The organism is Limnohabitans radicicola, from assembly GCF_014837235.1.
GTDB lineage: Bacteria > Pseudomonadota > Gammaproteobacteria > Burkholderiales > Burkholderiaceae_C > Limnohabitans_A > Limnohabitans_A radicicola.
This window is the reverse complement of the sequence record NZ_JACYFT010000003.1, coordinates 119755-131787: the sequence shown is the minus strand read 5'-3', so window position 1 is coordinate 131787 and position 12033 is coordinate 119755. Positions and strand designations below refer to the sequence as shown.

At 63.7% G+C, this 12033-nt stretch carries 11 protein-coding genes and 1 tRNA gene; 8 read left to right on the top strand and 4 right to left on the bottom strand.

Annotation, left to right across the window (positions count from 1 at the left end; genetic code table 11):
- Positions 1-15 precede the first annotated feature (15 nt).
- The gene (pcaF, locus tag IC609_RS13250; RefSeq protein WP_191819993.1) at positions 16-1218 is read right to left on the bottom strand and encodes a 3-oxoadipyl-CoA thiolase; all 1203 of its coding nucleotides are present in this window, start codon (positions 1216-1218) and stop codon (positions 16-18) included.
- A 121-nt stretch (positions 1219-1339) separates the two neighbouring features.
- On the opposite strand from pcaF, the gene IC609_RS13245 reads away from it, so the two are divergent.
- Entirely contained in the window at positions 1340-1774 is a 435-nt protein-coding gene (locus tag IC609_RS13245) for a DUF1841 family protein (RefSeq protein ID WP_191820230.1), read from the top strand.
- 77 nt (positions 1775-1851) lie between these two features.
- Here the strand turns inward: IC609_RS13245 and IC609_RS13240 are convergent, their stop codons facing one another.
- Complete coding sequence (locus tag IC609_RS13240) at positions 1852-2511, bottom strand: c-type cytochrome (protein WP_191819992.1); 660 nt, start codon at positions 2509-2511, stop codon at positions 1852-1854.
- Positions 2512-2619: 108 nt separating this feature from the next.
- Here IC609_RS13240 and IC609_RS13235 point away from each other — a divergent pair, with 108 nt between their 5' ends.
- From IC609_RS13235 to IC609_RS13205, 7 genes are all read left to right on the top strand, one after another.
- On the top strand, positions 2620-3462 hold the full coding sequence (locus IC609_RS13235; RefSeq protein WP_191819991.1) for an AAA family ATPase: 843 nt from the start codon (positions 2620-2622) through the stop codon (positions 3460-3462).
- Between the two features lie 11 nt (positions 3463-3473).
- On the top strand, positions 3474-3704 hold the full coding sequence (locus IC609_RS13230) for a hypothetical protein (protein ID WP_191819990.1): 231 nt from the start codon (positions 3474-3476) through the stop codon (positions 3702-3704).
- Complete coding sequence (locus tag IC609_RS13225) at positions 3701-4312, top strand: GNAT family N-acetyltransferase (RefSeq protein WP_191819989.1); 612 nt, start codon at positions 3701-3703, stop codon at positions 4310-4312. Before IC609_RS13230 ends, IC609_RS13225 begins: the two co-directional genes overlap by 4 nt.
- Positions 4313-4327: 15 nt before the next feature.
- Complete coding sequence (locus tag IC609_RS13220) at positions 4328-5512, top strand: vWA domain-containing protein (RefSeq protein WP_191819988.1); 1185 nt, start codon at positions 4328-4330, stop codon at positions 5510-5512.
- A 17-nt stretch (positions 5513-5529) separates the two neighbouring features.
- Positions 5530-7350: an autotransporter assembly complex protein TamA gene (locus IC609_RS13215; protein ID WP_191819987.1), complete on the top strand. Its 1821-nt coding sequence runs from the start codon at positions 5530-5532 to the stop codon at positions 7348-7350.
- Positions 7314-11105 (top strand): translocation/assembly module TamB domain-containing protein, encoded by a 3792-nt coding sequence (locus IC609_RS13210; protein WP_225224188.1) that lies wholly within the window; start codon positions 7314-7316, stop codon positions 11103-11105. Before IC609_RS13215 ends, IC609_RS13210 begins: the two co-directional genes overlap by 37 nt.
- A gap of 27 nt (positions 11106-11132) precedes the next feature.
- Positions 11133-11207 (top strand) — tRNA-Arg (locus IC609_RS13205).
- A 35-nt stretch (positions 11208-11242) separates the two neighbouring features.
- Here IC609_RS13205 and soxZ read toward each other — a convergent pair.
- Positions 11243-11554 carry a thiosulfate oxidation carrier complex protein SoxZ gene (soxZ, locus tag IC609_RS13200; protein WP_191819985.1) on the bottom strand — a complete coding sequence of 104 codons (312 nt, stop codon included), beginning with the start codon at positions 11552-11554 and terminating at the stop codon, positions 11243-11245.
- A gap of 17 nt (positions 11555-11571) precedes the next feature.
- On the bottom strand, positions 11572-12024 hold the full coding sequence (gene soxY / locus IC609_RS13195; protein WP_191819984.1) for a thiosulfate oxidation carrier protein SoxY: 453 nt from the start codon (positions 12022-12024) through the stop codon (positions 11572-11574).
- Between the last annotated feature and the right edge of the window lie 9 nt (positions 12025-12033).

Here is a 12033-nt window from a genome sequence, read left to right as displayed (position 1 = left end):
TCGCGGCGCTGAAACTCAGACGCGTTCGATGATCAGCGCAATGCCCTGCCCCACGCCAATGCACATGGTGCACAGCGCGTAACGGCCAGCGGTTTGCTGCAGGCGGTTGATGGCGGTGGTCACCAGACGCGCCCCCGAGGCGCCCAGCGGGTGGCCCAGGGCAATCGCGCCACCCCAGGCGTTCACGCGGGCATCGTCGTCTTTCAGACCCAGCATGCGCAGCACGGCCAGGCCTTGCGCCGCAAAGGCTTCGTTGAGTTCGATCACATCCATGTGGTCAATGGTCAGGCCCGTTTGGGCCAGCACTTTTTGGGTGGCCGGCGCGGGGCCAATGCCCATGATGCGCGGCGCCACGCCAGCCGTGGCCATGCCCACCACACGGGCTTTGGGCGTGAGGCCGTATTTGGCAGCCTCGGCCTCACCGGCCAGCAGCAAGGCGCAAGCGCCGTCGTTCACACCACTGGCGTTGCCTGCGGTCACGGTGCCGTCCGGGCGCACCACACCTTTGAGCTTGGCCAACGCTTCCAGGCTGGTTTCGCGCGGGTGTTCGTCGGTGTCGACGATGATCGCATCGCCCTTTTTCTGGGGAATGCTCACGCCCACGATCTCGCGTGCCAAGTGCCCGGCCTTGATGGCGGCCACCGCACGCAGCTGGCTGTTGTAGGCCATCAGGTCTTGCGCTTCGCGCTCGATCTTGAAGTCGGTCGCCACGTTCTCGGCCGTCTCGGGCATCGAGTCGACACCGTACTGGGCCTTCATCAGCTTGTTCACAAAGCGCCAGCCAATGGTGGTGTCGTACACGGCGTTGGCGCGGCTGAAAGCGCTCTCGGCTTTGGGCATCACGAACGGGGCGCGGCTCATGCTTTCCACGCCACCGGCGATCATCAGACCGGCTTCACCGGCCTTGATGGCACGGGCTGCGGTGCCCACAGCGTCCAGACCCGAACCGCACAGGCGGTTGAGGGTGGCACCGGGCACATCGATCGGCAGGCCTGCCAGCAGGCTGCTCATGTGGGCCACGTTGCGGTTGTCTTCACCGGCCTGGTTGGCACAACCGTAGAGCACGTCGGTCACGGCGGCCCAATCCACGTTCGGGTTGCGGGCCATCAGGGCGCGCAAAGGCACAGCGCCCAGATCGTCGGTACGCACGCTGCTCAAAGCACCACCGTAACGGCCAAAGGGGGTGCGAACAGCGTCGCAAATGTAAGCTTGGTTCATGTTTAACGTCTCCAGAAGATGTGTTGCATGCATTTTATTGCATGTTTGGGCGTTTGGCTGGTTTCATTCTAGGGCTTGGCCACAGGCCAGCACCGCCACATCAGGGACAATCCAGCCCATGCTGATTCAACCCTCCCAAGCCGATGTACGGCGATTTTTTTGCGGCGTTTATGCCAAAGCCCGAACCACTGCGCCTCTGGAGCCCATGGAAATGCTGGTCAGCCAGTGGATCGACGAGCACCCCGAGTACCACGCGGCCTTGTCGGACGTGGACGCCGCGCTGCGCGACATGGCCCAGGTCGACCCGAACAAGGACAACCCCTTCCTGCACCTGTCGATGCACCTGTCGATCAGTGAGCAATGCAGCATCGACCAGCCCCGGGGCATCCGGCAGGCGGTGGAGCTGCTGACGCACAAGCTCAACTCACTGCACGACGCCCACCACCAGGCCATGGAATGCCTGGGCCGCATGGTGCATGAGAGCCAGCGTGCGGGCCGCATGCCCGATGGCGAGGCCTACATCGCCTGTGTTCAGCGCCACGCCACCCGCGACTGACGCAGCCCCAGAAGCCAGGCCCTGAAAAGCAAAAATCCCGCTGACGCGGGCTTTTTTGCTGGCAACCAGAACGCTGATCAGCGGAACTTGGATTGCGGCACGGTTTTGAGTTCGCCTTCCAGGCTGCCCACATAAGCGGACAGGGCCTTGAGTTCGGCATTGGAGAACTGCTTGGCGATGCCACCCATCACGCCGTTGCTGCGGCCCCAGGTGGATTGGTTCTCGGTTTTGTAGGACTTGAGGGCCACAAACAAGAAGTCTTTGTGCTGGCCAGCGATCTTGGGGTAGCTGGGGTCGACGGGCTTGCTGAAGTTGTCGCCGTGGCAAGAGACGCAAGCGCCTTTTTGCAGCAGTGCAGCCACTTTGGCGTCAGGGGCTGTCGGGGCGGGCACCACGGCATCGGTCTTGCCGTGTTGCTCGTAGTAAGCCGAGATGTCAGCGATGTCCTGATCGCTCAGGCTGTCTGCAATGCCGCGCATGGTGGGGTGCTTGCGGTCGCCTTTTTTGTAGGCATTGAGGGCCGCTGCGATGTACTTGGCGTTCTGGCCGGAAATCATCGGCACACGGTACACCTCAGGGAAGCTGGCCTGGTAGCCTTTGATGCCGTGGCAGCCGATGCACATGGCAATCTTTTGCTCAGCGGCTTTGGCATCGCCCTTGACTTCCTGGGCTTGGGCGGAAAAAGCGGTCACAGAAGCGACAGCCAGGGCGAACATCGAGGTCAACAGCTTGTTCATTTTGCTTGGACAATCCAAAGTGATTGATAAAAATCAACTCGCGATTATATCGGCCTGGCCCGCATAATCCTGACAAGCCACTTTTCACGTCAAAGAAGCCGCCCCATCATGAAATTCCAAGGTACCGAAAAATACGTCGCCACCCAAGACCTGATGCTGGCTGTCAATGCCGCCATCACCCTCAAACGGCCCCTGCTGGTCAAGGGCGAGCCGGGCACCGGCAAGACCATGCTGGCCGAAGAAGTGTCCGAGGCGCTGGGCCTGCCGCTGCTGCAGTGGCACATCAAATCGACCACCAAGGCCCAGCAAGGTCTGTACGAATACGACGCTGTGAGCCGTCTGCGCGACAGCCAGCTGGGCGACGAAAAAGTCAAGGACATCGAGAACTACATCATCAAGGGTGTGCTCTGGCAGGCGTTCACTTCCGAAGTGCCTGTGGCCATCCTGATCGACGAGATCGACAAGGCCGACATCGAGTTTCCGAACGACCTGCTGCGCGAGATCGACCGCATGGAGTTCTATTGCTACGAGACGCGCCAACTGATCAAGGCCAAGACCCGCCCACTGGTGTTCATCACCTCCAACAACGAAAAAGAGCTCCCCGACGCCTTCCTGCGCCGCTGCTTCTTCCACTACATCAAGTTCCCCGAAGCAGAAACGATGAAGCAGATCGTGGATGTGCACTTCCCCACGCTCAAGAAAGACCTGTTGGCCCTTGCGCTCAAGACCTTCTATGACGTGCGCAACCTGCCGGGCCTGAAGAAAAAGCCCTCGACCAGCGAACTGCTCGACTGGCTGAAACTGCTGGTGGCCGAGGACATCCCGCTCGAAGCCCTGCAAAGCGCCGACCAAAAGGTCTCGGTGCCTCCGCTGGTGGGCGCGCTGCTCAAGAACGAGCAGGACGTGACCCTGTTTGAAAAGCTGGTCTTCATGAACCAGCGCAACCGCTGAACGCGCCGACCATGTCCGACGCACGCCAACTCCTGCTGGAAGGTCTTTCTGACGCGGTCGGCTTTGTCGGCGGCGCGCTGGCCGGGTACTGGATCGGCCATTTTCTGGGCTGGAACCTGTTCAGCGCGGGCTACAGCGGCACCAGCATCGGCGCCATCGTGCTGGTGGGGCTGGGCGGTGGTGGTGGCCTGCAACTGGCCCGCCGCTGGCGTGCCGGTCAAAAAGATTCGGAGTCCCCATGAGCGCCTTTGCCCCCCCCGTCACCCTGAGCGGCCAACATGTGACCTTGGTGCCACTGACCGCCGCACACCACGACGATCTGGTGCAAGCGGTGCAAGACGGCGAATTGTGGAACCACTGGTACACCGCCATCCCCCGCCCCGAAGCCATGGCCACCGAAATCGCTCGGCGGCTGGACCTGCAGGCCAAGGGCAGCATGTGCGCGTTTGCCGTGATCGACCCGGCCACCCAGCAAGCGGTGGGCATGACGACCTACATGAACATCGATGCGGGCAATCGGCGCGTGGAGATCGGCTCCACCTGGTACCGCCAAAGCGTGCAGCGCAGCCCGCTCAACACCGAGGCCAAACGCCTTTTGCTGAGCCACGCTTTTGAGCAGCTGGGCTGCATCGCGGTGGAGTTCCGCACGCACTTCTTCAACCAGCAAAGCCGCCGCGCCATCGAGCGCCTGGGTGCCAAGCTCGACGGCGTGCTGCGCAGCCACCAGATCAACCCGCACCCTCTGGCTGCTGGCGCACTGCGCGACACCTGCGTCTACAGCATCATCGCCAGCGAATGGCCCAATGTGAAAGCGCATCTGGACTACCAACTCGCACGTGTGCGGGCCTGAGCACGGAGACACGCCATGCTGATCGATTTCTTTTACACCCTGCGCGCGGCCAAAGTCCCGGTGTCGGTGCGCGAGTACCTGACGCTGCTCGAAGCCCTGCAAGCCAATGTGGTCGGCCCGGCGTCCGACGCTTGCAGCATGGACGACTTCTACCACCTGAGCCGCACCGTGCTGGTCAAGGACGAGAAGCACTTTGACAAGTTCGACAAGGCTTTCGGCGCCTATTTCAAGGGCGTGGAGATGCTGACCGACTTCACGAAAGAAGTGCCGCTGGACTGGCTCGAAAAAATCCTGCAAAAGGAACTCACGCCCGAGCAAAAAGCCGCCATTGAGAAGATGGGCTGGGACGAGCTGATGGAGACGCTCAAGAAGCGCCTGGAAGAGCAAAAGGAACGCCACGAAGGCGGCAACAAGTGGATCGGCACAGGCGGCACATCCCCCTTTGGCAATGGCGGCTACAACCCGCAGGGCATCCGCATCGGTGGCAAGGGTGGCAACAAAAGCGCCGTCAAGGTCTGGGACCAGCGCGCCTACAAGGACTACGACGACCAGCAAGAGCTGGGCACGCGCAACATCAAGGTGGCGCTGCGCCGCCTGCGCCGCTTTGCGCGCGAAGGCTCCCACGACGAGCTGGACCTGGACGGCACGATCTCCAAAACCGCTGCCAACGCAGGTTACCTGGACATCATCATGCGCCCGGAGCGCCACAACAACGTCAAGGTGCTGCTGCTCATGGACGTGGGCGGGACGATGGACGAGCACATTGCGCGCGTCGAAGAAATGTTCTCGGCTGTCAAGGCCGAGTTCAAGCACCTGGACTTTTATTACTTCCACAACTGCGTGTACGACTTCATGTGGAAGAACAACAAGCGCCGCTTTGCCGAGAAATTCGCCACCTGGGACATCCTGCGCAAGTACAACAAGGACTACAAGCTGATCTTCATCGGGGACGCGACCATGAGCCCCTACGAGATCCTGCAAAAAGGCGGCAGCGTCGAATACAACAACGAAGAGGCCGGAGCGGAATGGCTGCAGCGCCTCACGCATGCCTTCCCCAAGTTCGCCTGGATCAACCCCGAGCCGCAAGGCGTGTGGCAATACCGCCAAAGCATCTCCATCATCCAGCAGCTCATGAGCAACCGCATGTTCCCCCTGACCCTCAAGGGCCTGGAAGATGCGATGCGTTTGCTGAGCAAATAAGTCTGTTCGTGGGTGCCATGACCGGGAGGCGTCGGCTCCAGAAACCGTTTTTCCTCCGCCTGTGGGCGCTGCTGCTCTGCTTCGCTTGGGCGGGTGGCACACTGGCGCAGGCACCAGGCGCAGCGCCATCCCCGTCCCCCACGCCCGCTTTTTCGCTGCACATAGAAGCCCCCCCCCAAGTGGCCGCCTGGTTGCAGCAGCATTTGGAGCTGCAACGCTACAAGGATCTCGCAGACCTGGACGATGCCGAGCTCCAGCGCTTGCTGCAGTCAGCGGACGAGCAAGCCCGCGAGTTGCTGGCCACGCTGGGGTATTTCTCGCCCACACTGAAGTGGCAAAACCTGCCGGACACACCCGGTGGCGCAGCACGTCAGGTGCTGCTGAACGTGGCTCCGGGGCAACAAAGCGTGGTGAGCGAGGTGCAACTCACGCTGCAAGGCGACATCGCCCACAACCCGGCCACACAGGCCCAAAAGCACGCGCTGCAACAACAATGGCTTTTGCCTGCGCGCAAAGCCTTCACCCAATCGGATTGGGCGCAAGCCAAGTCCGCCACGCTGCGCCGACTGACGGCAGAAAACTACCCCCTCGCACGGCTGGTGACGAGCCAGGCGCAGGTGGACCCCGACACCCACACGGCCCGGCTCTCGCTCACGCTGGACTCCGGCCCACGGGTGGTGCTGGGCCCCGCGCAGGTCACGGGCAGCGAACGCTATGGCGCTGAGCAGGCCGTGCGCCTGGCCCGCATCAAGACCGGGCAAGCCTATCGGCAAAGCGACCTGCTCGAAGCCCAGCAACGCCTTGTGGCCAGCGGTTTTTATGACTCGGTGTTCGTCACGCTCGACACCGAGGGCGACGCGCAGGCCATGCCCGTCAAGATCGAGCTGAAAGAAGCCTTGCGCCAGAAGTGGGTGGTGGGTGTGGGTGTGCGCAGCGACAACGGCCCCCGCGTCAGCGCCGAGTACACCCAACACCGCGTGCCGGGACTGGACTGGCGCGCTGTGACCAAAGTTGCGGTCGACAGGACCTTGCAGACACTGAGCCTCGATTTGCTGGGCCAGCCCAACGAACAACTTTGGCGCTGGACCACCTCGGGCAAAGCCGAGCACCAGGTCTTCACCGGCTACGAAGTCACCAGCCAGCGCCTGCGTGCAGGCCGCACCCAATTGGCCGAACGGGTGGACCGCACCTATTACGCCCAATACGACACCTCGCACACCCTGGGCACCTTGGCCGACACGCGCGAGTCCTTGAGCGCCAACTACGCCTGGACCTGGCGCCGCTTTGACACCCTGCCTTTTCCCACCCAAGGCTGGGGCTTCGGTCTGGAGGTCGGCTCGGGTGTGACCCTGGGCAACCAGCGCACGCCTTACGGCCGCTGGTTGGGCAAGGTGCTGGGCATGCAAGCGCTGGGCGAAAGCGGCCAGCGCCTGTCCATGCGTGGTGAGTTGGGCGGCGTGGTCACGCGCGACGCCAGCGGCATCCCGACCACGCAGCTGTTTTTGGCAGGCGGTGATGGCAGCGTGCGCGGTTATGCCCTGAGCGGCATTGGCGTGGCCACCCGCCCCGGCGTCATCAGCGCCGGGCGTTACCTGGCCACCGGCAGTGTCGAGTGGCAAATCCCGATCTACCGCCAGTCCCAGCGCACCGACTGGGAGGGCGCGGTGTTTGTCGATGCCGGTGCCGTGGCCGACAACCCTTCGCAAATGCGGGCCAAAGTCGGCGCAGGCCTGGGTGCCCGCTGGCGCAGCCCGGTCGGGCCTTTGCAAATTGACCTGGCGCAGGCCCAGGACACGCACCAATGGCGTCTGCACATGAGCGTGGGGTTCAAGTTCTGATGCACGAACCCACCGCCCACACCGCAACGCCAAGACCCAGGCGAGGCGTGACCGTGGCCGCCATCGCGCTGCTGGGCACCACCGCCTTGGCGGGTGGCCTGTGGGCATGGGCCCAGACCGAAGGCTCGCTGGGCACCGCCTTGCACGCCGTGGCCTGGGCCTTGCCTGCCACGCAACAGCTGCAATTCGACCAGGTTCGAGGCAGCCTGCGCCTCGGCGGGCAAATCGGGCAAACGCACTGGCACGAAGCCGGGTTGGATGTGCAAGCACAAGGCAGCGACATCGGACTGGACTGGTCACGCCTATGGCATGGGCAGCTGCCCATCACGCAGTGGCGTCTGGAGCAACTGACCATCAAGGACGATCGCCCTGCACAGGCGACCACGGCCTTGTCACCGGGGTCATGGCCTTTGCAGGTCGATCTGCCCTGGCAAATCGATCGACTTCAATGGACAGGCGACCGCCCCGTCACCCTGTCGCAACTGCAAGGCCACTACCGTTTTGACGGCCAAACGCACCGCCTGACGCTGGACAACCTGGCACTGGCACAAGGCCGCTACCGGGGACAAGGCACGCTGCAGGCCACAGCGCCCATGGCGCTCGATGTGCAACTGCATGGCGACATCACTGCGCAGACCCCTGGCAGCTCAAAAACCACGGCACTGGCCGCCCACGCACAACTGCAAGGCACGCTGGCCGGGCCTTCGGCGCAGCTGCAATTGCAGGCGCAGCTGCAGCCCACCGGGGCCGATGCATCGGCCATGCAGCTGGATGTCGACGCCACCCTGCACCCTTGGCAAGCCCAGGCTGTCGCCTCGGTCCAGGCGCGTGCACGGCAGCTGGACCTGGCCAGTCTGTGGCCTGGTGCGCCGCACACGCAACTGAGTGGACAGGTGCAAGCCCGCCCGCAAGCGCAACGCTGGCAACTGCAAGGCACCCTCACCAACGGGCTGCCCGGCCCCTGGGATCTGCACAAAATCCCGTTGCAAAGCCTGCGCCTGGACCTGGACAAAGACGGGCAGGACTGGCAAATCCAGGCCCTGGACCTGGCCTGGCCCGGCGGCAGCGCACAGGCTCATGGCCAGTGGACACCTGCCGGCTGGCATGGCAACGCCAGGGTGAACCACTTGTCACCGGGGCAGCTGCACACCGCATTGAACGGTCCGGCACTGAGCGGCACCGTGCAAGCCACGCAGGCCGAGGCAGGCATGGTGAAGTTCCAGGCCTTGCTGCAACCCACCCAGGCGCTTGCGGGCAGCGGTGTAGCGGGTGAGACCGCCTCGCTCAAGGCCATGGGCACCTGGACACCCAGGCTGTGGACACTGGATGAGCTGGAATTGCGCCTGAACCAGGCGCTGCTGCGCGGTCAGGGCCAATGGCAAAGCGCCGCCGCCTCGCTCACCGGGCAGTGGACATGGGCCTGGCCCGGTCTGCAAGGACAACTGCGAGGCCAGCTGGCTGCGCGTGAGGGCCAAGGGCAGCTCCAGATCGAAGTGCAGGACGCGCAACGCAGCCTGCAATGGCTGCAGCGCTGGCCCCAACTACAGAGCCACTTGCAAGGTTGGCGGGCCCAAGGTCAGGCCCAGGCATCCGCCCAATGGCAGGGCGGCTGGCAGCAGCCCGAGACGCGTTTGCAAGCCCGGCTCGAAGCCCCCATGCTCCAGCTCACGGGCATGACCACAGGTGCCTGGCAATGGCGGGCGGCCAGCGCGCAGATCGACGGCACCCTGCACAGCCTGCAGGCCCGCGCGCAAGGGCAAGCGCAAAACAGCCAGGGCCTGGCGAATTTCGACACACGCTGGCAACTCACGCACGTGCCCGCACAGCCGTGGCCGACCGCATGGGAAGGTCAATGGCAAGAAGCGCGACTGCAATGGACCGCTGGCCCCTACACCAGCAACCTGCAACTGCAAAGCCCGATCGACTGGCAATGGACAGGTTCCACAGGCCGCCTGCAATGGGCGCCGAGCCAGTGGCAAATCACGGGCCCCAGCCCGGGCAAAGCCTGGTTGCAGGTGGATCGCGGTGACTGGACGCGCGCAGGCGTCCGCCCGGCCCAGGCCCATCTGAACGCACAGCTCAGCGACCTGCCTTGGCAGTGGACACAGATCCTGGGCGCACCCGAAGCTCCAGGAGATCTGCAGCTAAAAGGCCGCCTGACGCTGAACCTCGAAGACCAGCTGCGCTTGCAGGCGCGGCTTGAGCGCAGCCGCGGGCGTCTTTTGATCGCGACAGAAGGTACAGCGGCACCGCTCGCCGACGCAGGCATCCAGGAGGCATGGGCTCAGTTGAGCGTGGAAGGCCAGGACGCCAAGCTGCAACTGCAATGGAACACCGAAAGGGCAGGCCAACTGCAAGCCCAGTTGCAAAGCCGCATGGACACCACAGACCCTGCGGGCTTGTGGCCCACACAAGCACCGCTGTCCGGGCGGGTCACCGCGCAACTGCCACGCATCGGTGCCTGGTCGTGGCTGGCCCCACCGGGCTGGCGGGTGCAAGGCTCGCTGGATGCCGCTCTCGACGTGAGTGGCACACGCGGCCAGCCGCAATGGTCAGGGCAGCTTCAGGCCCACAACCTGGCGGCCCGCTCGGCCGTTCAAGGCATCGAGTTCAGCCAGGGCCAACTGCGTGCACGGCTGCAGGACCAAAAAATGGTGCTGGAGGAATTCAGCCTCAAGGGCGCAGGCGCGCAAGGCGGTCAAGTCACAGCCCAGGGCCAGGTGGTCTGGACCGGTCAGAACGCACAGATGGCCTCGCTGCAAGATGTGCAGATGGACTTGCAGATCACGGCGCAGGGCTTGCGCGTGAGCAACCGTGCGGATCGCCGACTCACGGTCTCGGGACACATGAACGGCAAGATGGCCAAAGGCCAGATGCAGCTGAGCGGCCAGCTCAAGGCAGATCAGGCGCAGTTCATCTTGCAGGACGACACCACCCCCACGCTGGGTGACGATGTGGTGGTGCTCAACAAGAATGTGATCGCCACGCCCGCAGCCCCCAGCAGCCCCCGCACCCTGATGGGCACACCGGACATCCGCGTGCTGCTGGACCTGGGTCCGGACTTCCAGGTGCAAGGCCACGGCCTCAGCACCCGGCTGGCAGGGCAACTCACCCTGGTCAGCCATGCGGCCAGTCAGGGCCAGCCACGGCTCACGGGTCAAGTCAGTACCGACAGCGGCCGCTTCAAGGCTTATGGCCAGCAGCTGACCATCGAGCAAGGCCTGCTGCGCTTCAACGGTGCCTATGACAACCCCGACCTGGAGATCCTGGCGCTACGCCCCAACTTGTCGCAACGCGTGGGCGTCACTGTGACCGGCACCGCGCAGGCACCGCGCATCCGTTTGTATGCTGACCCCGACATGCCCGACGCCGACAAGCTGGCCTGGCTGGTGCTGGGCCGCTCGCCCGCTGGCGGCGGGGCTGAATCGGCCGTGCTGCAACAGGCCGCCATGGCCCTGCTGGGCGGCAACGGCAAGCGCCTCGGCGGCGATCTGGCGAATGCACTCGGACTCGATGAGATTTCAGTGGCCAGCGGCAGCCGCAGCGCGACCACCACAGCCAACACCGCCACAGGCACCGCCATCACGCTGGGCAAGCGCCTGTCCAAAGACTTTTATCTGGTCTACGAGAGCAGCCTGAGCGGTGCCTTCGGCAGCCTGTACGTGTTCTACGACCTCTCACGCCGCCTGACCTTGCGTGCGCAAGCAGGTGACGTGAACGCGCTGGATCTGGTCTACACCGTACGCCGCGACTGAATGTCGCCCTTTACAATCCCCCACGGCGCCACCGTAGTTCAATGGATAGAACGACTCCCTCCTAAGGTGTAAATACAGGTTCGATTCCTGTCGGGGGCACCATCCGCTTGCCTCGGCCACAACCGCTGCCAAAAAGCTCACAGCACCAAAGCTTCGTCCGTGCGTGTCACGCCCCGGTTGTCGCGCCATGCCACGCCAATCTTGTCCCCAGCCTTGGCCCCTTTAACCGAGAACGCCAGAAACGGATTTTTGGACACGGCCGTGCCGCATTCCACCGAAAACACCTGCTTGCCGTTGTGGGTGACATCGACTTGCTGGATGTACCAGGCGGGGATCAGCTTGCCTGCGGCGTCCTTGCGCAGACCGGTTTCCATGTCATGGTTCATCAAGACCCGCACCTGGGCCTTGTCGCCCGCGGATTGGGCCCGGATTCGGGTGGCTTCGGTCATCGTTGCTCCTTGCAAATTCAGGCGCCGCAGCCGCCCAGGGTCACTTTGACTTCCTTGCGGGCAAACAAGGCGCGGCCATCGGCCAGGATCGCCACCGCATAGACCTGCGAGGTTTCGGCCATTTTGAGGCGAGTGGAAAACTGGGCGTCCACCGCATCGGTGAGGGCAAATCGGGCCACCAGAGCCGTCGGGTTCTTGTCAACCAACAGCAGCAACTGCCGCACACCGGGCAAACCCGCGCCGAAGGTGACGCCAACGGCAGCGCCGTTTTCTGCCACGTCCGGCACAGCGAGCAGCACATCCTTGCTCTCGCTCAGTGCGTTCAGGTTCAGTGCCTTGGTGGCGTCCTGTACCGTCTTCGCATCAAAAGCCGTCTTGCTGTAGGCCGCAGCCCACCGGGGGTAACCCGCCGAAGCCAACAGGGCGGCCAAAGCCGCACCGGCTTTCAAGGTGTTTCGACGATCGTGCATGGTGCAATC

Bases quoted from the DNA above. Each gene is read 5' to 3' on its own strand.
- soxZ (WP_191819985.1), bottom strand. From the start codon at position 11,554: ATGACCGAAGCCACCCGAATCCGGGCCCAATCCGCGGGCGACAAGGCC.
- pcaF (WP_191819993.1), bottom strand. From the start codon at position 1,218: ATGAACCAAGCTTACATTTGCGACGCTGTTCGCACCCCCTTTGGCCGT.
- soxY (WP_191819984.1), bottom strand. From the start codon at position 12,024: ATGCACGATCGTCGAAACACCTTGAAAGCCGGTGCGGCTTTGGCCGCC.
- IC609_RS13220 (WP_191819988.1), top strand. From the start codon at position 4,328: ATGCTGATCGATTTCTTTTACACCCTGCGCGCGGCCAAAGTCCCGGTG.
- IC609_RS13230 (WP_191819990.1), top strand. From the start codon at position 3,474: ATGTCCGACGCACGCCAACTCCTGCTGGAAGGTCTTTCTGACGCGGTC.
- IC609_RS13215 (WP_191819987.1), top strand. From the start codon at position 5,530: ATGACCGGGAGGCGTCGGCTCCAGAAACCGTTTTTCCTCCGCCTGTGG.
- IC609_RS13240 (WP_191819992.1), bottom strand. From the start codon at position 2,511: ATGAACAAGCTGTTGACCTCGATGTTCGCCCTGGCTGTCGCTTCTGTG.
- IC609_RS13225 (WP_191819989.1), top strand. From the start codon at position 3,701: ATGAGCGCCTTTGCCCCCCCCGTCACCCTGAGCGGCCAACATGTGACC.
- IC609_RS13235 (WP_191819991.1), top strand. From the start codon at position 2,620: ATGAAATTCCAAGGTACCGAAAAATACGTCGCCACCCAAGACCTGATG.
- IC609_RS13210 (WP_225224188.1), top strand. From the start codon at position 7,314: ATGGCGTCTGCACATGAGCGTGGGGTTCAAGTTCTGATGCACGAACCC.